Here is a 24486-nt window from a genome sequence, read left to right as displayed (position 1 = left end):
ACCAGATGGTTGCTAGCTAGATGACCGGAAGGAACCATGGTGAAGAGGAAGACGATCGGCCGCCTATTCGCCGCAGCGGCCGCAGTTGGACTGATGACCGCGTCGTATGCGGGGACGGCGAGCGCCACGGCACTCCCCCTCACGCATCAGCAGCCGCCACCAGGTTCGGGCGGGTGGTGGAGGCCGCCGCCTCCGCCACCCGGGCCACACCAATGGTGGGGCCACGATCACGACGGACGGTGGGATCCCGGCGATCCGTATCACAACGATTGGCACTGTGACCGGTGGGGTTACTGGCACAACGGGCATGACGACGGGTACGGCCGCCCCGACGGCCGCTGCCGCCCATGGTGATACCGCACCGGATGTGACGGACTCTGCCTCGCAGCACGACATCAGGGCTGCGAGGCAGAGTCTCCGTCGGCCGTGGTGAAACCAGCCGTAAGAAGTGCGTGGCCGCCGAGTTCGTAGGATGTGCTGCGCCCACCGGAATCCGATCGTCGCAGCGCGCCGAGTTCGACCAGATCGTTGATATCGCGCAGTGCCGTGTCTTGCGAGCATTTCGCGAGGATGGACCATTTGCGAGTCGTGAGCTTGCCGTCGAACCCGTCCAAGAGACGGTTGAGCACGGTTATCTGGCGTGGGTTCATCGCTGTTTGTGCCCAGCGTCGCCAGAAACGGGCTTTCGCGAGGACCGTGTCGACGGTTGAATCGGCGTGGTCGATTGCGCGCTGTAATGCGCCCAGGAACCAGAGCAGCCATTCGGTCACGTCCAGCGAGCTTTTTTGCGTGCGCTCCAGGATCGAGTAGTAGGCGGCGCGTTCCCGCTGGATCTGTGCCGAAAGACTGTAGAAGCGTTGGGAACTGCGATCAGCGCGAGCCAGCCACAGGTCGCCGAGGGCTCGGGCGATACGGCCGTTGCCATCGTCCAAGGGGTGGATGGTTACGAACCATAGATGAGCCAAGCCGGCCTTGATGATCGCGGGCGTGGTGGGGTCCTCGTTGAACCAATCCAGAAACCGACGCATTTCGGTGTCGAGCCGAGCGCTGGGCGGCGCCTCGAAGTGCACTCGCTGTTTGCCGTAGGGCCCGGATATCACCTGCATCGGGCCGGTGGCATCGGTTCGCCAACCGCCTATACGAACACGCGCGATGCCGGAGTATCCCGTCGGGAAGAGCCCGGCATGCCAACCGAAGAGTCGTTCGGCGGTGACCGGCTGATCATGGTGGACGGTCGCGTCGAGAACCATCTCCACCACGCCATCCACATGCCGATCGGCGGGCACGATCGCACCGATGTCCACGCCCAGATGGCGCGCGATGGAAGAACGGACCGATGCGACATCGAGCAGTTCGCCCTCGATCTCACTCGTCTTGACCACGTCGGCGGTGAGAGCTGCCAGGCTGGCCTGCTGCTGTACGGAATCGTCGGTGTCGGCCAGCCTGCCGAGCAGATGCCCCTGCCGGCGGGCGACCTCAGCGATCGAGTCGGCTAGGCCGTGTTTAAGAAGTGAGTTGATGTCAGCACGATCGATGTCTGATTGCTTGTAGGCGTTTGGGTTTGGTGTGTCGCTGCTGGGAGATGGGCGAGGTCTCCGGTAGTTGGTTTGTTTACCAAGACGAACCGAATACCGGAGACCTCGTGACCAGGGTAGTGGCTGCGAGGCGTGCGGACCTCACCGATGAGCAGTGGGCGGCGATCGAGCCGCTTCTGCCTGTCGGTAAGAAGTCCGGGCGCCCGCCGAAGTGGATGAAACGGCAGCTCATCGACGGGATCCGTTGGCGGACACGGGTCGGTGCGCCATGGCGGGATGTGCCCGAGCAGTATGGGCCCTGGCAGTCGGTGTACGGGTTGTTCCGGTCCTGGCAGCGCGCCGGGGTGTGGGCAGCGATCCTGTCTGCGTTGCAGATCTGCGCCGAGGCCGCCGGCGACATTGCCTGGGAGGTCAGCGTGGACTCCACGATCGCCCGCGCCCACCAGCACGCTGCTGGTGCGCGTAAAAGGGGGATCTGCAGGTCCAGGCACCCGGCGGGGACCTTGTCGAGCCGGCCGATCACGGCTTGGGCCGCTCCCGGGGCGGCTGGGGCACGAAATTGCACGTGGCGTGCGAGCAGGGCCGTAAACCGTTGGCGCTGTTGATCACTCCCGGCCAGTGGGGTGATAGTCCACAGTTCACCGCCGTGCTCGACGAGATCAGGGTCCCCCGATTCGCGACCGGGCAGACCCGCACGCGACCGGACCGGGTCCTGGCCGACAAGGCCTACAGTTCCCGCGCCAACCGCGACTACCTGCGGCGGCGGGGCATCAAATCCACGATCGCCATCCCGGCCGACCAACTCGCCCACCGACGTCGACGAGGAACCCGAGGCGGGCGGCCACCAGGATTCGATACTGAGACCTACAAGCAGCGCCACGCCGTCGAATGCGGCATCAATCAGCTCAAACAACACCGTGCCGTGGCCACCCGATACGACAAACTCGCCGTCCGCTACCTGGCTACCGTCCACATCGCTGCCATCAACATCTGGCTCGGCACGGGCCACTTCTTAAACACGGCCTAGGCGTTCAGCATCGTACGTCAGGCCGGGCCAATGCTCGTCCTGCCAGATGTACCTGCGATAGCCACCCGTCATGCGGTGATCATACCAACTATTCACCGCAGATTCTGCGGTGAATAGTTGGTCTAGTCGCCGCAGCCGGCCGCCGGTAGGTAAAGCAGCCGAAATATAAGATCCGTAACCGCACGAGACCTGGGTATTTCGCCGAATGCGGGCGAGCCTGGCCTTGCGTAGTTAGCATCATGCGTCGGCTGGCCAAGTGGCTGCTGGATCGAACGACTGGAAGGGAACATGGTGAAACGCAAGACAATCGGTCGAATGTTTGTCGCGGTGGCCGCGGCTGCGCTGCTGACCGGCTCCGTTGCGGGAGCGGCGAGCGCTCAGGCGATCATGCCTGCACACCAGCAGGGTTCGGCGTCCGGGCCGAACCAGCCGCCGCCTCCGCCGCCGCGGGGGCCGCATCCGTGGTACGGCTACAACCACGACGGCCGGTGGGACCCCGCCGATCCGCATCACAACGATTGGCATTGCGACCGTTGGGGTTACTGGCACAACGACCACGGTGACCAGTGGGGCCACTCCGATCAGCGCTGCCACCAGTGGTAACACGCTCGACCGTCTAGACCCGTAGTAGAACGAGTGATGCACCGCAGTCCGGCATCGTGCTGGTGAGCGCCGATCGGTGTCGACTGCGGTGAATCCACGGCGGCGGTACGCGTCCGGACCGCACGATGACCGGGCGCGGGCTGCGGCGAATATCCGATCCGGCATGATCGACCCCATGAGTGGTTCCGCGAAGGACTTCCGGCTGGTGCTGCTACGACATGGGGAGACCGAGTGGTCTCGGGATCACAAGCACACGGGGCGGACGGATATTGCGCTGACGGCGGCCGGGGAGGAACAGGCTCGGGCCGCCGGGCCGGAGATCGCCGCGTTGGGGTTGGCGGATCCGTTGGTGTTGGTGAGTCCTAAGCAGCGAGCCGTGCGGACGGCGGAGTTGGCGGGGTTGCACGATGCTCAACTCGACGAGGACCTCGTGGAGTGGGATTACGGCGACTATGAGGGGCTGACCACGCCGGAGATTCAGAAGAGCGCGCCGGGGTGGACCGTGTTCACCGATCCGGTGCCGGGCGGGGAGTCGGCGGCGCAGGTGGGTGCGCGGGCGGATCGGGTGCTGTCGAAGGTCGAGCCGGAGTTGCAGGTGCGGGATGTGGTGTTGGTGGGGCACGGGCATTTTTCGCGGGTTCTGATCGCTCGGTGGGCGCAGTTCGAGGCGCGGGAGGGGCGGCGGTTTTTCCTGTCGACGGCGGGGATCAGCGTGCTGGGGCATGAGCATGGGACTCGAACGATCCTGGCGCACAACCTGATTCCGGATCCCACGGGAGTGGGGCGATGATCCGGCGGGCTACCCCGCAGGACGTGACCGCGATGGTAGGACTGGTCTACGACCTCGCGGAATACGAGAAGGCTCGCCACGAGTGCACACTGACCGACGAGCAGTTGCACGCCGCCCTGTTCTGCCCGGAGCCGAAGCTGTTCGCCCATGTGGCGCAACGAGATTCGGGTGGTGAGGTGCTGGGATGCGCGATCTGGTTTCTCAATTATTCGACCTGGACCGGAACGCACGGGATCTACCTCGAGGATCTGTTCGTCAAGCCGGAGGCTCGCGGCCTGGGGCTGGGTAAGGCCCTGATCGCGGCGCTGGCACGTGAGGCCGTCGCCAAAGGATACCGCCGGGTGGACTGGTCGGTGCTGGACTGGAACACACCCTCGATCGAGTTCTACAAGGCGCTGGGCGCCGAGGCTCAGGACGAGTGGACCGGGTTTCGCCTCACCGGACAGGCCCTGACCGCCCTGGCGCAAGATTGAACCACGGCTCAGCCTGGCAGTATCGAGCTTGGCCCCTAGCCCGCTGACGTCGCATGAGCGCAACCCGTCTGAGAATTTCCGCCAGGACTGTCGATTCCGCCGGACGGTATGCGTCGGAGAGTTGAATGGTCCGAACAGCGGGCCACACACTCGTAAGGACGGTAATCATGTCGCAATATCTGGTCCTGATCTATCAGGATGAGCGCGCTGTGCCCGAGCCCTCGCCCGGCGAGCCGGTCATGCAGAGTCACGTGGACTTCATGCAGGCCAACCAGGCCGCGATCGCCGGCGGTAACGCACTCGCGTGGAGTCACAGCGCGACCAGCGTCCGGCAGGACGGAGCCGGTGGGTTCGTGATCACGGACGGGCCGTTCGCCGAGACCAAGGAGCAACTCGGTGGTTACTACCTGATCGAGGCGAAGGATCTGGACGCGGCGCTCGAGGTCGCCAAGCAGGTGCCGATGCTCGAGGGCGGGGTCGAGGTACGCCCGATCCTCACGCTCGGCTGATCCGGCCGAGTCACAGAGCGCGAGATCATGACCCGGATGAATCCGTCCCACGCGTCCGCCCATAGGACACCGAACTCCGGTGCGGCTGTCCGGCGAGAACATGTGGGCGTACCCGCATCGCCCGATCCTCGCGCTCGACAGAGTCGGCCGAATCGGTCAGGAACGACACCGTGACCCGGGTGGATCCGCACTCCGCGGACTCGTCCACGTCGCCGGACGCCTCGCCAACGCGGCAGCCGGAAGTGGCCGCCGCAGTGGCCGATGCGCACCGGCGGGAGTGGGCGTTCGTGCTCGCGACGACCGTACGGATCACCCGGGATCTGGATCTGGCCGAGGAGTGTGTGCAGGACGCCTACGCGCAGGCGCTGCATCGGTGGGCCGCGCAGGGGGTACCCGCGCGGCCCGCCGCCTGGCTGACGACGGTAGCCCGCAATCGCGCCCTCGACCTGCTGCGACAGCAGTCGACCATGCGCCGGGCGCTGCCGCTGCTGATCGAGGACGAGCACACCGGCGACGTGGCCGACGCCGCGATCACCGCACTGGAGGAAATCCCCGACGATCGACTCCGGCTCATCTGCACCTGCGCCCACCCGGCACTGTCACCCGAGGCACAGGTCGCGCTGACACTGCGACTGGTCTGCGGGCTCAGCACCGCCGAGGTGGCCCGCGCGTTCCTGGTCGCCGAGCCGACCATGGCCGCGCGCATCACCCGGGCGAAGAAGAAGATCGCCGCCGCCCGCATCCCGTATCGCGTGCCCGGCCCGAACGAGTTGCCCGAACGCATCGAGGCCGTGCTCGCGGTCGTGCACCTGCTGTTCACCACCGGCCACACCGCACCCTCGGGCGCCGATCTGATCCGCCGCGATCTGACCGAGCGGGCCACCGACCTGGCCCGCATGCTGCACACGTTGCTCCCCGAAAATCCCGACGTCACAGGACTTCTCGCGCTCATCCTGCTGACCGACGCCCGCCGCGAGGCCCGCACCGACGTCGATGGCTCGATGCTGCCCCTGTCCGATCAGGACCGCACCCGCTGGGACCGCGACCGGATCACCGAGGGCATCGCGCTGGTCCGCGCGGCCCTGGCCCGCGAGCCGGGCCGATACGCCCTCCAGGCCGCGATCGCCGCGGTGCACGCCGAGGCGCCCACCTACGCCGACACCGATTGGGCCGAGATCGTCGGCCTCTACGACGTGCTGGTCCAGGTGTGGCCGTCACCGGTGGTCGCCTTGAACCGAGCAGTGGCCGTCGGGATGGCACAGGGCCCCGCCGCAGGTCTGACCTCGCTGGACGAACTGTCCGCCGAACCCCAACTGGCCGGATACGGCTACCTACCTGCCGCCCGCGCGCACTTCCTGGCCGAACTCGGCCGCACCCGGGAGGCCCGCACCGCCTACGAAGAGGCCATCCTGCTCACCGAAAACGCCACGGAACGCGCCTTCCTGGCCGCCCGGCTGGCCGAACTCGACGCCTGATGAACCTCGTTCATCGGAAAATCGGCCGCCCGCACCGCTGAGCGCCAGTCCGAGTGCCAGCGAGCACGCCCCACCGCCCATGAGGAAGTCCTCCTGCTCACCGAGGTCGCTACAGAGCGGATCTCGCTGGCCGCTCGTCCAGCCGAGCTGGATCCGAGGAGATTCGTGATCGCAAATCCGCCGACGCTGGCCAGCCCGGATACCTGCCCTGCGCGAGTGGCGACTCGACCGACGGCGGTCCGCCACTTCAGCCCGAGACCGCAGGCAGACCATCGAGTGACGCCGAAATCTGAACGAAACAATCTCCCGCACACTGTCGCATATGTCCCCTATCGTGGAACACATGGCGGGGACTGTCCGTCCGGCGACGACGTCGGATATCGCCGAGCTGGCACGGGTCCTCGGCTCGGCGTTCGCCGACGATCCCGTATTCGCCTGGCTGCTACCGGATTCCACGACCCGCGTCCGGCGTTTGACGACGATGTTCGGGACCATGGCCCGGCACCAATTCCTGGACACCGTCGATGTGGTCTTCGACGACGCCGGCGTCATGGTCGGCGCCGCCGGGTGGGCTCCCCCGGGCCGCTGGGCGCCCTCCGGCCTCACCCAGCTGCGAATGGCGCCCGCGTTGGCGCGCGCACTGCGCGGCCGAACGCTCGTCTCCGCACGGGTGGCCGATCGAATGGCCCAGCATCATCCCGACGATCCGCACTGGTACCTGGCCTTCGTCGGCACGCTGCCCACCGCGCGTGGACGCGGCTACGGCCAAGCGCTGCTGGCCCCGCGTCTGGCCCACTGCGATGCCGTGGCCAGTCCTGCCTATCTCGAATCGAGTAAGCCGGACAACATCCCCTACTACCAGCGCTTCGGCTACGAGGTGCAGAGCGAACTCGACATCACCGACGGAGGCCCGCCACTGTGGCCCATGTGGCGCGCACCCCGGTGACCGCGCAGGTCAGGCCGACCCGATCGACGAGTCGTACCCCTGCGCCATCCACCGTGACGACGGCGGCGAGAACAACAATCCGAGCCCGACCAGCGCGACCACCCCGAGCGGAATCCCCAACGGCACCAGATTGCCGCTGATCATGTACCAGGCCGCCGGAAGCAGCAGGATGTTCGCGATCACCGCGATGGCACGCCCCCACCGCTTGCCGAGGAACAGCCCAACCCCCGCCGCCAGCACCGCGCCGCCGAAGATCACGAACCAGCCCGCGGTGCCGTAGCCGCTGGTCTTGCTCTGATCGGCCCCGGACACACCGCGCACGATGAACACGATCGCCAGGATCAGCCCGAACGCGCCCTCCAGCATCGACACGGCCCCCGCCCCACGCACCGTCGCGGGCACGCCACGCCGGACGCCGGATTCCGTGCCGCTGTCATCGGAGTTCTGCTTCGCCACGCGCCCAGCCTACGACCACCGCGCGACGGACAGCGACCAGGGCATCGGAGCAGATCCCCGGCTCACACCCGGAATTCGCACGCCGTTGGCACTCCCGCCCGCACGGTCCCACACAGTTCGCACACAGTCTGTCAGTACGCTCGTAACGTGCGGACGCTGCTGATCGTCAACCCGAATGCCACCTCCACCACGCCCGCGACCCGCGATCTGCTGGCGCACGCGCTGGAGAGCCGCACTCAGTTGATCGTCGCGCACACCCAGCACCGCGGACACGCGGCCGAGCTCGCGCAGTGGGCCGCGACCAACCAGATGGACCTGATCGTGGTGCACGGCGGCGACGGCACGGTCAACGAGACGATCAACGGTTTCCTGCCGTTACCGCAGATCGACGACGGACAGGCATGGAAGCCCCGGCTCGGCGTCATCCCGGGCGGTTCGGCGAACGTGTTCGCGCGATCATTGGGAATCCGGCCCGACCCCGTGGCCGCCACCAATCAGCTCATCGATCTGCTGTCACTGGACAAGGATCGCCGGATCGGTCTCGGCATCGCCGACGACCGCTGGTTCGGCTTCAGCGCCGGGGTCGGGCTGGACGCCGAGGTCTGCGCGGCCATCGATCGCAGCCGCGCCAAGGGCCGCACGGCCACCCCGTCGCGCTATGTGCTCACCTCGATCCGGCAGTTCTTCCGGGCCCGCCGCCGCGAGCCGTCTGTGACACTGCACATCCCCGGACATGATCCGGTTTCGGACATTTATTACGCCTTCATCTCCAATACCACGCCGTGGACCTACCTTGACAACACCGCGGTACACACCAATCCGGGCACAACGTTCGAAACCGGTCTCGGAGTGTTTGCCATGCGCTCCATGGCGGTGGCGCCGTCGCTGTGGATGGTCAGGCAGCTGATGGCCGCCGGTGGAAATCCCAAGTCCCGCAACCTATTTCGAAACGACGATGTGAAGTCGGTGCGAATCGAGGCGTCCACGCCGATCGGATTGCAAATAGATGGCGATTTCATCGGCCGGCGCAACATGGTGGATTTCACATCCGTCCCGGAGATCCTCGATGTGCTCGCTCCGCAGCCGGAATCAGGCCGACACAACTGAGAAACACGCCAGTTGTGCTGCGAAAACCTACCCGACAGGGTAGAAAGGAGCCCACAGATCCCAGTAGTGGGGATCTTAGGCGTGAGCTTCCCCACGGTGCACCACATAGCTATTGACATCTACGGTGTTCGTGAAAGCATTCACAAGCAACCGTGCGGAAACATGCGAGTCGCACATGTGAACGAACCACAAACTCGAGGCGCACTACAGCGCCCAGCAAAGGAGCAGAGGAAATGGACTGGCGCCACAAGGCCATCTGTCGTGACGAGGACCCCGAGCTGTTCTTCCCGGTGGGAAACAGTGGTCCTGCGCTCGCGCAGATCGCCGATGCCAAGCTGGTCTGCGCCCGCTGCCCCGTTACCGCCGACTGCCTGTCCTGGGCCCTGCAGTCCGGACAGGATGCCGGCGTATGGGGTGGTATGAGCGAAGACGAGCGGCGCGCACTCAAGCGTCGCAACGCGCGCACACGTACCCGGGCCGTCGTCTAGTACGACGGTCGGCGTTACGGCCATCGCGAAACAACCGCATTACCCGGCTCGTAACGCGCACTTCAGCCCGGCACCTTCAGGTGCCGGGCTTCATTGTGCACACACCTGATTCCGGCATCCCCACTCTGTGATCCAGATGTACATTTTGCCGGAATCCACATCCGCGCAATTGCGTCATTCCGATCGAAAGCATTTGGGAATGGCGCGGGCTCAGCCGGATTCAACGCGATCTGCGCCCCAGCGGCACCCGCAGCACCGCATCGGTACCCACATCCGCACCCGGATGCAACCCGATGGACCCGCCCAGCTCGGCGGTCACCAGCGTGCGCACGATCTGCAGGCCGAGCCGGTCGGAGCCGTCGAGGCTGAACCCGTCCGGCAGGCCGCGCCCGTCGTCGCCGATGATCACGTCCAGCCAGCGCGCCGACCGTTCCGAGCGGATGGTGACGGTGCCGTTCTCGCCGGAGTCGAAGGCGTGCTCGATCGCGTTCTGCACTAGTTCGGTGAGCACCATGACCAGCGGCGTCGCGCGTTCGGCCGAGAAGACGCCCAGTGAGCCGTCGCGACGGACCTTGATGCGGGCGGTGTTCACCGTCGCCACGTCGGCCATGATCGGCAGCAGCCGGTCCACGACCTCGTCGAGATCGACCTCCTCGTCGACCGACATCGACAGCATCTCGTGCACCGAGGCGATGGAGGTGACCCGGCGCACCGATTCGGTCAGCGCCAGCTGCGCCTCCTCGTTCTCGGTGCGGCGCGCCTGCAGGCGCAGCAGTGCCGCGACGGTCTGCAGGTTGTTCTTCACCCGGTGGTGGATCTCGCGGATCGTGGCGTCCTTGGACAGCAGCGCGCGGTCGCGGCGCTTGACCTCGGTGACGTCGCGCACCAGCACCGCGGCTCCGGCCAGCTCGCCGCGCGGGCGCAGCACCAGGGTGCGCAGCAGGACCGTCGCCCCGCGCGCCTCCACCTCCATGCGGCGCCCCGATTTGCCCGCCAGCGCGGCCTGGATGTCGGTGACGACCTCCTGGGCGTCGAACGGGTCGGTGATCAGCGACCGGGTCGTCTGGGCCAGATCCTGCCCCGCCAGATCGGCCTGCAGGCCCATGCGGTGGTACGCGGACAGCGCGTTGGGGCTGGCGTACTCGACGATGCCCTCGGTGTTCAGGCGGATGAACCCGTCGCCGGCGCGTGGGCTGGAATGCGAGCCGGTGCGGTCCTCCAGGGTCGGGAAGGTGCCGTCGGCGATCATCTGGCACAGATCGTCGGCGCAGGCCATGTAGGCGGTCTCCAGGTTGCCCCGGACCTTGGACCGCTGCACCTCGGTATCGCGACCGAGCACAGCGATCACGTCGTCGCCGACACGCACCGGAATCGCCTCGCGGATGATACGCGCCGGATTGGGGTGGTAGACGCCGCTGGACTCGCCGTCGAGGTTCACTCGCACGATCACGCCCGTCGACAGGGCCTCGAAGACCTGCGCGTGGTCGGCCTGGGAGGCGAGCGAGCCGACCAGATCCTGCTGATGCACGGTGGCGGCCGTGGTGGGACGGCACTGCGCCACACAGACCACATCGGCCCCCTGCGTGACCGGGCCCGCACCGACCCACAGTTGCAGGTCCGCGAACGACAGATCCGACAGCAGCTGCCAATCGCCCACCACCCGCTGCAGATGATCCACGGCCGCACCCGGTAGGTCGGTGTGCTCGGCCAGCAGATCGCTCAACGTCGACATGGCTGCCCGCCTCTCCGCGCCGCAGCGCACCAGTGGGCGTCGCGAGAGCCCTGATACCCATAGTCGTACGAAATCGGTTGTCACGTCGTGCGTGCGCGCGACGCGTGCAATCTCCTAGGAGATGCCTCTAGGAGATGACGGCGATCAGATCGCCCTTCTGCAGCACATCACCGGGCTTGACGTTGATCGAGGCCACCGTACCGTCACCCTCGGCGACCACCGGAATCTCCATCTTCATGGACTCGAGCAGCACCAGGGTCTCACCCTCCTTCACCGCCGCGCCCTCCTGCGCGACGATCTGGAAGACGGTCGACACCATCTCCGCGAGCACTTCCTCAGCCATGACACCCTTCCGGTAGACCGCCACTGTGATTGACCTGCTGACAGTTATAGCGGACCACACCGACAGTGGTTACATCCGATCAGCAACGGGATACCCCGGCGTAACCACCATGTCGTCCCAGGCGAGTGCGGTCGGCGATGCCGTTGGCTGTAACCTCGGATCGCGGGAATGAACCTCTGATCCCGGAATGCGCGTATGAGGCGAGTCCGTACCGCCTCTACGAGGGTTCGAGCCGAGCAACGATAGGAGTAGCGATGGGTAAGCGTGGTCGCAAGAAGCGCAGCCGCAAGGGCAATGCCGCCAACCACGGCAAGCGTCCCAACAGCTGAACGCTGAAGTCATTCTCACGGCGCGATGTGCCTACGCACGGTAGCGGGTGAAATGCGCTGAGCGGCACGCCTTCTCATCGAGGGCGTGCCGCTCTGCTGTGTAGGCGCCGCTAGGAGTTGTCGATCCGCGTCTCGGTGATGGTGATCGAGCGGCGGATGTCCAGCGTCAGACGCTCACGCAGCGAATCGGGGGCGCGGTCGCCGCCGCATTTGCGGTTGAGCAGACGCTTGAGCTTCTCCTCGAGGCCGTAGGCGTCGATGCAGGGCGAACAGGTCTCCAGATGGTGCTGGAGGCGCTCGCGCGTGGCCTCGTCGCATTCGCCGTCCAGCATCAGCCACACGTCGGCCAGCACGGCCGTGCAGTCCAGCTTCATGTCGTCGTTGTCCTGGTGGTCGCTGTCCTGATGGTCGCTGTGTTCGTGCTCGCTCACTGGGTCACCTCCTGCCGCGCCCCGTTCCCCGACTGGTTGCGATCGAATCCCCGCTCGTGGGCCACGCCCGACAGCAGGCCTTTGAGCTGCCTGCGGCCGCGGTGCAGCCGCGACATCACGGTGCCGATCGGAGTGCCCATGATCTCGGCGATCTCCTTGTACGGGAAGCCCTCGACGTCGGCGTAGTACACCGCCATCCGGAATTCCTCCGGCAGCTCCTGCAGGGCGGCCTTGATGTCGTCGTCCGGCAGCGCCTCCAGCGCCTCCATCTCGGCCGAACGCAGGCCCGTCGAGGTGTGCTCGGCGGTGGCGGCCAGCTGCCAGTCGCTGATCTCGTCTGTCGGGTACTGCGCGGGCTGGCGCTGCTTCTTGCGGTAGGAGTTGATGTAGGTGTTGGTCAGGATCCGGTAGAGCCAGGCACGCAGGTTGGTGCCCTCCCGGAAGGACTTGAAGCCCTGATACGCCTTGGCGAAGGTCTCCTGCACCAGGTCTTCGGCATCGGCCGGATTGCGGGTCATCCGCAGCGCGGCGCCATACAGCTGATCCAGCAGCGGGAGCGCGTCGCGCTCGAACCGCTGCGCCAGTTCGGCCGGATCCTGCGTGGTGCGCGAGGTCGTATCCCCGTCTCCCGACTCCTCGGGGCCGGCATCACCATCCGGACGATCGGCCGTCAAATCTTCGTCGCTCGTCACGCCCATCCCTTCGATCGCCGTAGTCACAGAATCTACCGCGAACGTGGTGGACAGCGGGAACCCGGTAACCGGCGGCGTCCCGGGCAGCTGTGTGAACAGCGGCGACGATCCGGTGTGCACCGGACGTTCATCGATCAGAACCGTCACCGGCAGACTCCTTCGATTCTCACGGAATGGGATGGGGCGTATGCCGTTCAACATGCGCCCGGTCCGCGGTGTTCCCGAGTGTTCCCGATAATCGGTTGACTACACGCCGTTCGGGAGCTCTACTGTGGAGCCTCATGGCCGCCTCCACCCCCGCGATCCGCGCGCTGACCCAGGCGAAGGTGACGCATCGGGTGCACACCTATCAGCACGATCCGCGCAGTGATTCGTTCGGCGCCGAGGCGGTGGCCGCGCTCGCGGATCAACTGGGCGTCGCGGCCGGGCAGATCTTCAAGACGCTGGTGATCGAGCTGTCGGGCGGATCCGCACCGGCTCGGCTGGCGGTGGCGGTGCTGCCGGTGCCCACGACGCTGTCGCTCAAGGCCGCCGCCGCGGCGCTGGGCGCACCGAAGGCGGTCATGGCCGACAAGGCCAAGGCCGAACGCACCACCGGCTATGTGCTGGGTGGAATCTCCCCGCTGGGCCAGAAGCGCGCGCTGCCGACGGTGATCGACGCCTCGGCCCTGGAGTGGGACCGGATGCTGTGCAGTGCGGGGCGGCGGGGGTTGGAGATCGAGCTGGCGCCGGCGGATCTGGTTCGGCTCACGGATGCCGTCACGGCACCTGTCGCCGCGTCCTGACCTCTCCCAGCCTGGGCCGAATGCCGCGTTCGGTTGAGGTCCGGCTGTCTCAACCGACTGAACGTTACGTTCGTCCGCTTCGACCCGATGAACGTGATATCCGGCTGGTCCAGCCAGGATTGATAGCCGCCAACCCACTACTGTGAGCTGCGGCAATCCCGCGTGACCGAGCCCATCTTGCATATTCGATGCATCCCACACATACTTGCTCACTACAACTAGTTGGAATAAGCAAGAAGTTGGCTGCGTTAAGCAGTTCAGACATCAACGAGAGGCCGTTCATGGACCGCAACGAGGTGATCGACGTGATCGCCCTGCAACTGATCCGTCTTGGCCGCATCCGCGAACGCACCAACGCCCAGGTCTCCGCCGCTTCCGGCGGTGAGATCGAGACTGCGTCCTACGGGATCATCTTCCGGTTGCTCAATGACGGTCCCATGCGCTCAGGGGCGCTGGCCGAACTCCTCTACTCCGATGCCTCGACGATCAGCCGGCAGGCCGCCGCGCTGGTCAAACGCGGGATCATCGAACGCCGTGCCGATCCGGCCGACGGTCGAGCCAGCGTCCTGGCCGTCACCGACGCCGGACGGGAACTGGCCACCGCGCTGCGGCAACGCCGTAACGGGATGCTCGACACCATGTTGTCGCACTGGAGCGACGACGACCGCGAGCAACTCGCCACGATGCTGCGGCGGTTCGTGGACGACTACGAACAGGCGCGTCCCGCTCTCGATCCCCTGCACACGAAAGACGCGCACCCGAAAGACACACCATGACCTCGAACACCGCGACAGCCGGTGAGCTGTCCGCCGACCGCACAGCGGGCGGCTTCACCCACCGTCAGGTGCTGGTGATTCTGTCCGGCCTGATGCTGGGCATGCTGCTGGCCGCACTCGACCAGACCATCGTCTCGACCTCCATCCGTACCATTTCCGATGACCTGCACGGCTATTCGATGCAGGCGTGGGTGACCACCGCATATCTGATCACCTCGACCCTGAGCACGCCGCTGTACGGCAAGCTCTCGGACATGTTCGGCCGCAAGCCGTTCTATCTGGCCGCCATCACGATCTTCATCGTCGGCTCACTGGCATGCTCGTTCACCGATTCGATGTACCAGCTGGCCGCGTTCCGCGCGCTGCAGGGCCTGGGCGCGGGCGGGTTGATGTCGCTGGCGCTGACGATCATGGGCGATATCGTCGGCCCCCGCGAGCGTGCTCGCTACCAAGGTTATTTCCTGGCCGTCTTCGGCACCTCCAGCGTCGTCGGCCCGGTCCTGGGCGGACTGCTGGCCGGACAGTCGCACATTCTGGGCATCACCGGCTGGCGCTGGGTGTTCCTGGTGAACGTGCCGGTCGGCATCCTCGCGCTGGCCGTGGTCACCCGGGTGCTGCGGCTGCCCAAGCGCCCGCGCACCTCGGTCCGCATCGACTGGTGGGGCGTGCTGGCCCTGGTGGTCGGCCTGGTGCCGCTGCTGATCGTGGCCGAACAGGGTCGCAGCTGGGGCTGGGGCAGCGCCGCGGCGTTGGGCTGCTATGCGATCGGCGTCGTCGGCATCCTGGGCTTCATCGCGATCGAGGCGAAACTCGGTGACGCCGCGCTGATTCCGCTGCGGATGTTCAAGAACTCCACCTTCGCGCTCGGCGTGGTCATCTCGTTCGTGGTCGGCGCGGCCATGTTCGGCGGCATCAGCCTGCTGCCGCAGTACCTCCAGGTGGTGCGCGGCTCGAGCCCGACCGTCGCCGGATTGCAGACGCTGCCGATGGTGTTCGGCATGATGACCGCCTCGATCATCGCGGGCCAGACCATCTCCCGCACCGGGCGGTACCGGATCTTCCCGCTGATCGGCGGCACGCTGCTGACGCTGGGACTGTTCCTGCTGCACTTCGTCGGCGCCGACAGCCACCTGTGGCTGGTGATGATCTTCATGCTGATCACCGGGCTGGGCCTGGGCAATCTGATGCAGCCGCTCACGCTGGCGCTGCAGAATGCGTTGCCGCCCAAGGATATGGGTGTGTCGACCTCCTCGGCGACGTTCTTCCGACAGATCGGCGGCACGCTGGGTGTGGCTGTCTTCCTGTCCATCCTGTTCGCTCAGCTGAGCCCGAACATCGGGCATCAGATGCAGGTCGCGGCGAGTCAGCCCGCGTACCAGCAGGCGATCGCGCAAGGGGTGCACTCCAGCAACCCGGCGGATGCGGCGCTGTCGAAGGGCCTTGTCTCGCACGATACTTCGGCCGCGGCCTCGGTGCTGAACGACAGCTCGATGATCCAGAAGCTGAATCCGACGCTGGCCCATCCCTTGAAGGTCGGCTTCTCCGACTCGATGGACGCGGTGTTCCTGTCGGTCGCCGGGATGGCAGCGCTGGCACTGGTTCTGGTGATCTTCTGGAAGGAGGTGCCGCTGCGCACCGCGGGCGGCATCGCGGCCAGCTCCGAGGATTCCGACGAATCCCCGGAGAAGGTCGAACTGGTCGGCTGACCTTACGAACTGGTCGTTCGGTCGCAGGATCGGGCTCGTCGAGAACACGCAGAGCCACGGGGACCAATCGCGCAAATCACGCGAACACCCCCGTGGTGATGCGTTACTTGACGGGCCCGATTTGTCGTTCGACCCCCGGAGGATGTGATGCGAATGTCCCGACCGATCGTCCGCACCATGATCGTCGCCTTGTCGGGCGGTGCGATCATCGCACTAGGTTCCGCACCCGTTGTCGCAGCTCCGGAGAAGCCCAGTTTCCCGCTGGGCGCGCAAAACGAGCGCGAGCCGCAATCCGAGAAGCAGCCCCAATTGGAGAAGAAGCCGGATTCTGCCGACAAGGCGGAGAGGCTGGGAGGCGGAGTGGCCTCCAGGATCATCGATCTGGGTCAGGGCATGGCCAACAAGATCGTCGATATGGGTGCGGGCGTGGCCAAGTGCGGTCTCAACATCGCCGCGCCGACTGTGAAGTGCGATTGAGCCTGCGGATCACAGCAGGCTGATTTGCCCGGCCTGATCGTCGACCTGCGCCAGCAGTTCGGGGCCGTTGTTGCGCACGCTGTTCACCAGGGCCGGGACGGCTCGGATCGCGATATCCGAGACCCGTTCCGGCCCTGGTGTTTCCAGCAGTTCGTGCGGTGCGGGATGGTCCGGATCGAGCCACGCCGACCAGTGCTCGCGCGGCATCACCAGGGGCATCCGGTCGTGGATCTTGGTCAGGTCGCCGATCGCGTCGGTGGTCAGGATCGTGCACGACAGCAGCGGATCCATGTCGCGATGGGCCGGATCGCGCCAGCTCGACCACAACCCGGCCATGTACAGCCGCGAGCCGTCGGCGTGAGTCATGAAGTACGGCTGTTTGACCGCCTTGCCCTTGCCCGGCTCCCCCTGCACGACCCATTCGTACCAGCCGTCCATCGGCACCAGGCAGCGGCGCTTCTTCACCGCGTCACGGAACGAGGGCGCCTCGGCCGCACGGTCGGCGCGGGCGTTGAACAGCGGCTTGCCCTTGGCCGGGACGCCGGGCTCGCCGGCCTTGGTCCAGATCGGGATCAGACCCCAGCGCATGCGGCGGATGCGCAGGCGCGGGTCGTCGTCGGGGTGGTCGTGGTCGTGCCGCTCGACCACGGTCAGCACCTGGTTGGTCGGGGCGACGTTGTAGTTGGGCGTCGCGGCGTCGGGCGGGGTGTCCGTCTCGTCGATCGCGTCGAGTTCGGCCGCCAACCTGCTCGGATTCGCCGTGGTCGCATATCTGCCGCACATGGTTCCCATGCTGCCACCACGCTGCGCGTTCGGCCCGCGCTTCGCTCCGGCGGGCCGTGTCTCACGGACCCGGCCTTCTGCGCCCGATTCCGGCCTGGCGAGGCACTGCCGACCGCTGTGCGTGCCGCGCTAGCTGGATCTTTCCGATTAATACATAATCACTGCAATAGCTGGGATGTTGGCCGGAATTCCAACTGAGGGCGGTTGACTTCACATCTATGCTGTGAGAACTTCATGCCACCACTTTCTCAGTAGGGGTCGCCGATAATGTCCACCACGGAATCCACCACCGGATCGTCACCCGCGAAGCCGTCCGCCGCCAACGCCGAGACGACCACCGGCGAGACCGTGCTGACCTCGGTCAACCCGGCCACCGGCGAGACCATCGCCACGCACCCGATCGCCGACGAGCAGGCCGTCGCCGCAGCGGTTGCCACCGCGCGCACCGCCTCCGCCACCTGGGGCGCGCTGAGCTTCGCCGATCGCAAGCGCTACCTGCTGCGCTGGAGCAGCCGCCTGGTCGCCGTCTCCGACGAGCTGTGCGAGCTCATCCACACCGAGAACGGCAAGACCCGCGACGACGCCTTCCTCGAGCTGATGCTCGTGCTCGAGCACATCGCCTGGGCCGCCAAGAACGCCGAGAAGGTCCTGAAGCCCAAGAAGGTCGCCCCCGGCATGACGATGGCGAACTTCGGCGCGACCATCGAATATCGACCGATGGGCGTGATCGGCGTGATCGGCCCCTGGAACTACCCGATCTACACGCCCAACGGCTCGATCGCCTACGCGCTGGCCGCCGGGAACACCGTGGTGTACAAGCCGAGCGAGTACTCCACGAGCATCGGCAATTTCATGGCCAAGACCTTCGCCGAGGCCAATCCCGAACTGCCGGCGGGCGTGCTCGTCGCGATCAACGGTTACGGGGCCACAGGCGCCGCGCTGGTCACCTCGGGTGTGGACAAGGTCGCCTTCACCGGCTCGGCCGCCACCGGCAAGCGGATCATGGCCGCCGCGGCCGAGACGCTGACCCCCGTCCTGATCGAGGGCGGCGGTAAGGATGCGGTGATCGTGGCCGCCGACGCCGACATCAAGGCCGCCGCCGACGCCGTGGCCTACGGCGCGACCATGAACAGCGGTCAGACCTGCGCCGGCGTGGAGCGGGTGTACGTGGACTCCTCGATCCGCGACGCGTTCGTCACCGAGATCAAGAAGGTGCTGTCCGGCGTGCATCCCGGCTCGGACGACAAGGCCTCTTACGGTCCGATGACCATGCCGAGCCAGATCGATATCGTGCGTCGTCACATCGACAACGCGCTGGCCAATGGCGGTACCGCCGTGGTGGGCGGGCCGGAATCGGTCAAGGGGCCTTTCATCGAACCGGTCGTGCTGCTCGACGTGGACGAGGGCGCGCAGGCGGTCACCGACGAGACCTTCGGCCCGACGGTCACCATCCGCACGGTCAAGAGCGTCGACGAGGCGGTCGAGCTGGCCAACAACTCGAAGTACTCGCTGGGTTCGGCGGTGTTCTCGCGCAAGCAGGGCGTGGAGATCGCCCGCCGCCTGCATGCCGGAGCCACCTCGGTGAACTCGGTGCTGGGCTTCGCTGCCATCTCCGCGCTCCCGTTCGGCGGCCGGCGCGATTCGGGCATCGGCCGCATCCACGGCGCGCCGGGCCTGATGGAATTCGTCGACCCGCACTCGATCGCGGTGCAGCGCTTCGCGATTCCCGGTATGGCGCTGCTGAGCTACCAGCGCACGGCGAGCACGATGAAGCTGCTGCGCCGACTGGTCCCGCTGATCCACGGACGGCACAAGTAAGCCGCCATTGCGGCCCGCACCCCTACTCCCGACGGGTGCGGGCCTCGGCGTTTGCTTCAAGTTCATGACCATCCGCTCACCGATTCGCGCGATAAGCGAAGATGTAAGGGTGAGTCTCTGGCCTGCGCCCTACATCGACCAACCCGTCCACGCGACCGTCACCCTGCCCGGCTCCAAATCGATCACCAACCGGGCCCTGATCCTGGCCGCGCTCGCCGACCGCCCCTCGACCATCACCGGGGCGCTGCGCAGTCGCGACACCAACCTGATGATCGCCGCGCTGCAGGCCATGGGCGCGGGGATCGACGGCGACGCCGAAACGCTGACAGTCACCCCCGCCGCCGCGCTGACCGCGGCCCGCGTCGACTGCGGCCTGGCCGGAACCGTCATGCGCTTCCTGCCCTCGGTGGCCGCCCTGGCCGCCGGCGAGGTCGCCTTCTTCGGCGACGAGCAGGCCAGCGTGCGCCCGCTGACCACCATCCTGGACGCCCTGCGGCAGCTCGGCGCCAAGATCGACGGCGACGCTCTGCCGTTCACCGTGCACGGCGGTGGGTCGCTGCACGGCGGGCAGGTGCGGATCGACGCGTCGGGGTCTTCGCAGTTCGTTTCGGGGCTGCTGCTGTCGGCCGCACGGTTCACCGAGGGCCTCACGGTGCACCACGAGGGCGCGCCGCTGCCGTCGATGCCACACATCGAGATGACTGTGCAGATGCTGCAGCAGGCCGACGTCCAGGTCACCGCTCCCACCGATCCTCGTCGCGAACAGGTGTGGACGGTGGCTCCCGGTACGATCCACGCTGTGGACTGGGAGGTCGAGCCGGACCTGTCCAACGCCACGCCGTTCCTGGCTGCCGCGGCTATCACGGGTGGCGAGGTGACCATCCCGCACTGGCCTCAGCTGACCACTCAGCCCGGCGATGTCATCCGGGAGATCCTGGTCCGCATGGGCGCGGAGGTCCGACGCGCCCATGGCAAGCTGACTGTGCGCGGGCCCGAGCGGCTGGCTGGGATCGATATTGACCTGCACGACGTCGGCGAACTTACCCCGACGGTGGCAGCGCTTGCGGCCCTTGCGGATTCGCCGTCTCAGTTGCGTGGGATCGCACACCTGCGCGGGCACGAGACCGACCGCTTGGCGGCCCTGACCACCGAGCTCAACCGCTTGGGCGGCAAGGTCACCGAGACCGAGGACGGCCTGTACATCGTGCCGACACCGTTGCAAGGCGGCCCCTGGCACTCCTACGCCGACCACCGCATGGCGACTGCCGGCGCGATCCTGGGCCTGCGGGTGCCCGGCGTCCAGATCGAGGACATCGGCACCACGGCCAAGACCCTGCCCGACTTCGTATCGCTTTGGGATGCAATGCTTTCCGGCGAGGGAGCCGAGTCCTGAAACGCCGCGAGTACGACGAGTCCGATGTCCGGGTACGCCCGGGCAGGGGCTCGCGCCCTCGCACGAAAACTCGTCCGGAGCATCTGGACGCGGAGTCGGCCATGGTGATAGGCGTCGACCGTGGGCGGTGGAGCTGCGTGCTCGACGACGATCCGGCGCGACCGCTGGTGGCCATGCGTGCTCGGGAGTTGGGTCGGTCGCCGATCGTGGTGGGCGATCAGGTGGATGTGGTTGGCGATCTTTCGGGCAGGCCGGATACATTGGCCCGCATCGTCCGGGTGGCCGATCGCTCAACAGTGTTGCGCCGCACCGCCGATGACACCGATCCGTTCGAGCGAATCGTCGTCGCCAACGCTGAGCAGCTTTTCATCGTCGTCGCACTGGCCGACCCTCCCCCACGAACAGGTTTCGTAGAGCGCGCCATGGTGGCCGCGTACGCCGGTGGCCTTGAACCAATCCTCTGTTTGACCAAACACGACCTGGCCGCCGAATCCGAATTCGCCGCAGCCTTCGACGATTTGGACCTGACCATCGCCTACGGCGGGCGGGAGGATCCTCTCGAACCGATCCACGCCCTACTGCACGACAAACTGACCTGCCTACTGGGCCATTCCGGAGTCGGCAAGTCCACTCTGGTGAATCGCCTTGTCCCCGAGGCCGATCGAGCAGTTGGCGACGTCTCAGGCGTCGGCAAGGGCCGCCACACCTCCACCCAGTCCTTAGCCCTCCCCCTAGCCGATGGCGGCTGGGTCATCGATACTCCAGGCATCCGCTCCTTCGGCCTAGCCCACATCACCCCGGACGACGTCGTCCAAGCCTTCGCCGACTTGGCGGACGCCATCGAGGATTGTCCGCGAGGGTGCACACACCTTGGCCCGCCCGCCGATCCTGAGTGCGCGTTGGATCTGTTGCCGGGCAAGGAACGCCGCGTAGCCGCCATCCGCCTGCTCTTGGTCGCCCTCAACTCCAACGACCCGTGGGTCGTGGGGACCAGTTAGCGGGACGACTCCGGTGTACACAAACTTATGCACGCCGTCATCCGAGCAAAAGATAGAACTACACTTCTAAGATGTATAGTTCTATAAATGGCAGCTCTGAGCAAGCCCGAGCGTGTATTCGACCGTCACCGCGAGTGGGACGGGCTCGCACGCTTCGCCACCTCATCGAGCCCGGACGTACGGCTCGGCATTGTCAGTGGACGCCGGCGACAAGGCAAGACCTTCTTGCTCGACGCCCTCGCCGAGGTGGTCGACGGCTTCTTCTTCACCGCCACCGAAGCGACGGAAATCGAGTCACTGGAACGGTTCGGCCGCGCCGTGGCCGCCTACGCCGGCGGCGGGCGATACGCTTTCAAGGACTGGGATGAGGCGTTGGAGCGCCTGTTCGCCGTCGTCGGCGACGGCCTCATCGTCATCGACGAGTTCCCCTATCTGAGCAAGGCCAGCCCATCCCTGCCGTCGATGCTCCAACGCGCCCTCGACCCCCGCGGCGATGCCCGCCGAGCCCGGTCCCGGATCCTGCTGTGTGGATCCGCCATGTCCGTCATGGGCAAACTTCTGTCCGGCAGCGCACCACTGCGTGGCCGCGCCAGTATGGAACTGATCGTCAGGCCCCTCGCCTACCAGGACGCCGCCACATTCTGGGGAATCGACGACCCGCGACTGGCGGTGCTGGTCCATTCGATCGTCGGCGGCACACCTGCCTACCGCCGCGAATTCGTCGCCGGCGACGCCCCCGACTCCCTGAGCGACTTCGACTCATGGGTCCTGCGAACCGTCCTGAACCCACAAGTCCCCCTCTTCCGGGAAGCCCGCTACCTCTTGGCCGAGGAAACCGAAATCCGCGACCCTGCCCTGTATCACGCCGTCCTCGGCGCCATCGCGGGCGGCCACACCACCCGCGGCGGAATCGCAAACACCATCGGCCGCAACGCAACCGACATCGGACATCCCTTGTCGATACTGGAAGACTCCCAGCTGATCGTGCGCGAGACCGACCCTTTCAGCAAGGGCAAGTCCGTCTACCGAATCGCCGAACCCTTGATCGTGTTCTATGAGGCCATCATGCGCCGCCAATGGACGCTTCTGGAGCGGGGCAACCCCGAAACCGCTTGGCGCAATTCTCGAGCCAGCTTCCTCTCTCAGGTAGTGGGCCCCCACTTCGAAGGCCTCTGCCGAGACTGGGCAATGTCGGTGGGCCCCGAGGTATTCGGTGGTCTACCAGGCCAAGTAGCCGCAGCCACTGTCAACGACCCACGCGAAAAGTCCCCGATCCAAATCGATGTCGCAATCCTGGCCCCCGAAGAACCCGGCCACCCCCGCCGCATCCTGTCACTGGGCGAAGCCAAGTGGGACAAAATCATGACCCTCGGCCACGTAAACCGTCTCACCCGCGCCCGAGATCTGCTGGCAGCCAAAGGGTACGACACATCCGAGACCGTGCTCGCCTGCTACAGCGGTGCGGGATTCGACGAGAACCTGCAAGGGTCCGGGGAGAGTATGTTGATCGACCTGAGCAGCATGTACTCCGGCTAGAGGGGCTTACGCTCGAGCACGCCAACGGGTTCGGCAGCCGGTGCGGTTCAAAAGGGGCTCCTCCTCTGCCATGTCCCGGAACGCAGGCAGCCGTTATAAGTCGATCTCGGTCTTCCGCGCAACAACAGCCCTCGCACCGCGATCAAGTTAGGAGCTGACCGGGCCGAAGGGATGAGGACACGATGCCCGGGGCACCGCCGCGACACGCCTAGCCGATGCCGCCACGGACTACCCTTGCGACCAAACTCAGACGGTCGACTACAGTCGGTAGCATAATTCGAACAGATGTTCGTCTACGTGATTCGAGGAGGGCAGGTGACCCACCCATACGCCATCCAGCGTTGGGACGCCGACGCAGCGGCCAACGCGGCGTCGCACTGGGACGACAACGACCGCGCCGCTCTCGTCGCCTTGATGCGCCTGAAGCCGAAGAACGCGGAGTGGTCGGAGCTGACCGAACGCGTACTCGATCGTGGTAGCGCTTACGCACTGTGGAATGACGACCATCCCCGCGACCTATTCGGCAACGAAGACGGTGACGACGCCCTCCTCGAAGAGGCAGTCCGCGATGTCGCGGACTGGAAGCAGGCACCGTTCTACCTCCACACCTTCATGGACCAGTCGTACCCGGACCAACTGCGCTCGGTACGACAGATGCCGCCCCTCGTATTCATCCGTGGCAAGCAGGTCGATTCGGAAATCGGTGTATGTGTCGTCGGCTCTCGCAAAGTGAGCGATGCCGGAATCCGATTCGCACGCGCCATCACCGACCACTTGGTCACCAATTCCATCTCCGTGATCGCCGGACTGGCCGAGGGAGTGGACACCGTCGCACACGAGACCGCCCTCGAAGCAGGCGGCCGAACTGTCGCCGTACTCGGCAACGGCCTGAACAAGACTTACCCGCAATCGAATCGAGCACTGCAGGCCGAAATCGCCGACCGTGGAATGCTTCTGACCCACTTCCTGCCCGAGTACGCACCAACCCGCTGGTCATTTCCCGCCCGAAACGCGATCATGAGCGCCTACGCCGCAGCGACCGTAATAGTGGAGGCCGGCGAACGCAGCGGAACCCGCATCCAAGCACGAGAGGCCGTAGCACACGGACGCCCGGTAATCCTGAACTCATCGGTCGTTCTGTCCACAGCCTGGGGACGCGAACTCCTGGACGCCCCAGGGGTTTATGTAGCCGCGTCCGCAGACGAGGCGATCGAACACGTCAGAACCATCCTCGGCCACCGCGCCAAGATCGCCGACTGGCTCGACCCGGACGAATGA

25 protein-coding genes and 2 pseudogenes are annotated in these 24486 nt (G+C 66.1%); 19 read left to right on the top strand and 8 right to left on the bottom strand.

Annotated elements, in window-relative coordinates; genetic code table 11:
* Nucleotides 1-395: 395 nt before the first annotated feature.
* Nucleotides 396-932, bottom strand: a complete 537-nt coding sequence (locus tag JZ791_RS44930) for a Fic family protein (RefSeq protein ID WP_254205538.1) — start codon at nt 930-932, stop codon at nt 396-398.
* A 9-nt stretch (nt 933-941) separates the two neighbouring features.
* Nucleotides 942-1442 (bottom strand): annotated as a pseudogene (locus tag JZ791_RS44925) (Fic family protein); the annotation flags it as partial.
* A gap of 212 nt (nt 1443-1654) precedes the next feature.
* Between JZ791_RS44925 and JZ791_RS11140 the strand changes: the two are divergent.
* From JZ791_RS11140 to JZ791_RS11110, 7 genes and pseudogenes are all read left to right on the top strand, one after another.
* Nucleotides 1655-2562: pseudogene (locus JZ791_RS11140) on the top strand (IS5 family transposase).
* 315 nt (nt 2563-2877) lie between these two features.
* Nucleotides 2878-3165 carry a hypothetical protein gene (locus JZ791_RS11135; RefSeq protein WP_254205537.1) on the top strand — a complete coding sequence of 96 codons (288 nt, stop codon included), beginning with the start codon at nt 2878-2880 and terminating at the stop codon, nt 3163-3165.
* A gap of 175 nt (nt 3166-3340) precedes the next feature.
* Nucleotides 3341-3955, top strand: coding sequence for an acid phosphatase (locus JZ791_RS11130; protein ID WP_254205536.1), 615 nt, complete (start codon nt 3341-3343; stop codon nt 3953-3955).
* Nucleotides 3952-4428, top strand: a complete 477-nt coding sequence (locus JZ791_RS11125) for a GNAT family N-acetyltransferase (RefSeq protein ID WP_216894148.1) — start codon at nt 3952-3954, stop codon at nt 4426-4428. Before JZ791_RS11130 ends, JZ791_RS11125 begins: the two co-directional genes overlap by 4 nt.
* A 167-nt stretch (nt 4429-4595) precedes the next feature.
* Nucleotides 4596-4937, top strand: a complete 342-nt coding sequence (locus tag JZ791_RS11120; protein ID WP_216894147.1) for a YciI family protein — start codon at nt 4596-4598, stop codon at nt 4935-4937.
* A 242-nt stretch (nt 4938-5179) separates the two neighbouring features.
* Nucleotides 5180-6412, top strand: a complete 1233-nt coding sequence (locus JZ791_RS11115) for an RNA polymerase sigma factor (protein ID WP_216894175.1) — start codon at nt 5180-5182, stop codon at nt 6410-6412.
* A 343-nt stretch (nt 6413-6755) separates the two neighbouring features.
* The gene (locus JZ791_RS11110) at nt 6756-7358 is read left to right on the top strand and encodes a GNAT family N-acetyltransferase (protein WP_216894146.1); all 603 of its coding nucleotides are present in this window, start codon (nt 6756-6758) and stop codon (nt 7356-7358) included.
* A gap of 9 nt (nt 7359-7367) precedes the next feature.
* Here JZ791_RS11110 and JZ791_RS11105 read toward each other — a convergent pair whose 3' ends face one another.
* Nucleotides 7368-7724, bottom strand: coding sequence for a hypothetical protein (locus JZ791_RS11105; RefSeq protein ID WP_254205550.1), 357 nt, complete (start codon nt 7722-7724; stop codon nt 7368-7370).
* Between the two features lie 237 nt (nt 7725-7961).
* Here JZ791_RS11105 and JZ791_RS11100 point away from each other — a divergent pair, with 237 nt between their 5' ends.
* Together JZ791_RS11100 and JZ791_RS11095 are read left to right on the top strand one after the other, a co-directional pair.
* A complete protein-coding gene (locus JZ791_RS11100) occupies nt 7962-8921 on the top strand; it encodes a diacylglycerol/lipid kinase family protein (protein ID WP_216894145.1) in 960 nt (319 codons plus the stop codon).
* A gap of 233 nt (nt 8922-9154) precedes the next feature.
* Nucleotides 9155-9409 (top strand): WhiB family transcriptional regulator, encoded by a 255-nt coding sequence (locus JZ791_RS11095; RefSeq protein WP_040827274.1) that lies wholly within the window; start codon nt 9155-9157, stop codon nt 9407-9409.
* A 220-nt stretch (nt 9410-9629) separates the two neighbouring features.
* Here the strand turns inward: JZ791_RS11095 and JZ791_RS11090 are convergent, their stop codons facing one another.
* Complete coding sequence (locus tag JZ791_RS11090) at nt 9630-11141, bottom strand: sensor histidine kinase (protein WP_216894144.1); 1512 nt, start codon at nt 11139-11141, stop codon at nt 9630-9632.
* A 127-nt stretch (nt 11142-11268) separates the two neighbouring features.
* On the bottom strand, nt 11269-11484 hold the full coding sequence (locus tag JZ791_RS11085) for a biotin/lipoyl-binding carrier protein (protein WP_216894143.1): 216 nt from the start codon (nt 11482-11484) through the stop codon (nt 11269-11271).
* Between the two features lie 254 nt (nt 11485-11738).
* Here JZ791_RS11085 and JZ791_RS47170 point away from each other — a divergent pair, with 254 nt between their 5' ends.
* On the top strand, nt 11739-11813 hold the full coding sequence (locus JZ791_RS47170) for a 50S ribosomal protein bL37 (protein WP_110293457.1): 75 nt from the start codon (nt 11739-11741) through the stop codon (nt 11811-11813).
* Between the two features lie 110 nt (nt 11814-11923).
* Here the strand turns inward: JZ791_RS47170 and rsrA are convergent, their stop codons facing one another.
* Both rsrA and JZ791_RS11075 read right to left on the bottom strand, forming a co-directional pair.
* Nucleotides 11924-12187, bottom strand: coding sequence for a mycothiol system anti-sigma-R factor (gene rsrA / locus JZ791_RS11080; RefSeq protein WP_216894173.1), 264 nt, complete (start codon nt 12185-12187; stop codon nt 11924-11926).
* A gap of 53 nt (nt 12188-12240) precedes the next feature.
* On the bottom strand, nt 12241-12942 hold the full coding sequence (locus JZ791_RS11075) for a sigma-70 family RNA polymerase sigma factor (protein WP_305802009.1): 702 nt from the start codon (nt 12940-12942) through the stop codon (nt 12241-12243).
* A 275-nt stretch (nt 12943-13217) separates the two neighbouring features.
* On the opposite strand from JZ791_RS11075, the gene ybaK reads away from it, so the two are divergent.
* From ybaK to JZ791_RS11055, 4 genes are all read left to right on the top strand, one after another.
* Complete coding sequence (gene ybaK, locus JZ791_RS11070; protein WP_216894142.1) at nt 13218-13721, top strand: Cys-tRNA(Pro) deacylase; 504 nt, start codon at nt 13218-13220, stop codon at nt 13719-13721.
* A gap of 281 nt (nt 13722-14002) precedes the next feature.
* Nucleotides 14003-14497 (top strand): MarR family winged helix-turn-helix transcriptional regulator, encoded by a 495-nt coding sequence (locus tag JZ791_RS11065; protein ID WP_216894141.1) that lies wholly within the window; start codon nt 14003-14005, stop codon nt 14495-14497.
* Nucleotides 14494-16203, top strand: a complete 1710-nt coding sequence (locus JZ791_RS11060; RefSeq protein ID WP_216894140.1) for an MDR family MFS transporter — start codon at nt 14494-14496, stop codon at nt 16201-16203. Before JZ791_RS11065 ends, JZ791_RS11060 begins: the two co-directional genes overlap by 4 nt.
* Nucleotides 16204-16380: 177 nt before the next feature.
* Nucleotides 16381-16680 carry a hypothetical protein gene (locus JZ791_RS11055; RefSeq protein ID WP_216894139.1) on the top strand — a complete coding sequence of 100 codons (300 nt, stop codon included), beginning with the start codon at nt 16381-16383 and terminating at the stop codon, nt 16678-16680.
* A gap of 9 nt (nt 16681-16689) precedes the next feature.
* Here JZ791_RS11055 and JZ791_RS11050 read toward each other — a convergent pair whose 3' ends face one another.
* Nucleotides 16690-17463, bottom strand: coding sequence for an SOS response-associated peptidase (locus JZ791_RS11050; protein ID WP_216894138.1), 774 nt, complete (start codon nt 17461-17463; stop codon nt 16690-16692).
* A 267-nt stretch (nt 17464-17730) separates the two neighbouring features.
* On the opposite strand from JZ791_RS11050, the gene JZ791_RS11045 reads away from it, so the two are divergent.
* The 5 genes from JZ791_RS11045 to JZ791_RS11025 all read left to right on the top strand — a co-directional run bounded on the left by JZ791_RS11045 (nt 17731) and on the right by JZ791_RS11025 (nt 24486).
* On the top strand, nt 17731-19281 hold the full coding sequence (locus tag JZ791_RS11045; RefSeq protein WP_216894137.1) for an aldehyde dehydrogenase family protein: 1551 nt from the start codon (nt 17731-17733) through the stop codon (nt 19279-19281).
* Between the two features lie 64 nt (nt 19282-19345).
* Nucleotides 19346-20674, top strand: coding sequence for a 3-phosphoshikimate 1-carboxyvinyltransferase (aroA, locus tag JZ791_RS11040; protein ID WP_216894136.1), 1329 nt, complete (start codon nt 19346-19348; stop codon nt 20672-20674).
* Nucleotides 20671-21672 carry a ribosome small subunit-dependent GTPase A gene (rsgA, locus tag JZ791_RS11035; RefSeq protein WP_438804505.1) on the top strand — a complete coding sequence of 334 codons (1002 nt, stop codon included), beginning with the start codon at nt 20671-20673 and terminating at the stop codon, nt 21670-21672. Before aroA ends, rsgA begins: the two co-directional genes overlap by 4 nt.
* 87 nt (nt 21673-21759) lie before the next feature.
* A complete protein-coding gene (locus JZ791_RS11030; protein ID WP_216894134.1) occupies nt 21760-23208 on the top strand; it encodes an AAA family ATPase in 1449 nt (482 codons plus the stop codon).
* 315 nt (nt 23209-23523) lie between these two features.
* Nucleotides 23524-24486 (top strand): DNA-processing protein DprA, encoded by a 963-nt coding sequence (locus tag JZ791_RS11025; protein ID WP_216894133.1) that lies wholly within the window; start codon nt 23524-23526, stop codon nt 24484-24486.

The sequence above is a fragment of the Nocardia alni genome, from assembly GCF_019038435.1.
Classification (GTDB): domain Bacteria; phylum Actinomycetota; class Actinomycetes; order Mycobacteriales; family Mycobacteriaceae; genus Nocardia; species Nocardia alni.
The sequence above is the reverse complement of the archived record's forward strand: the minus strand, read 5'-3'. Positions and strand labels throughout refer to the sequence as shown.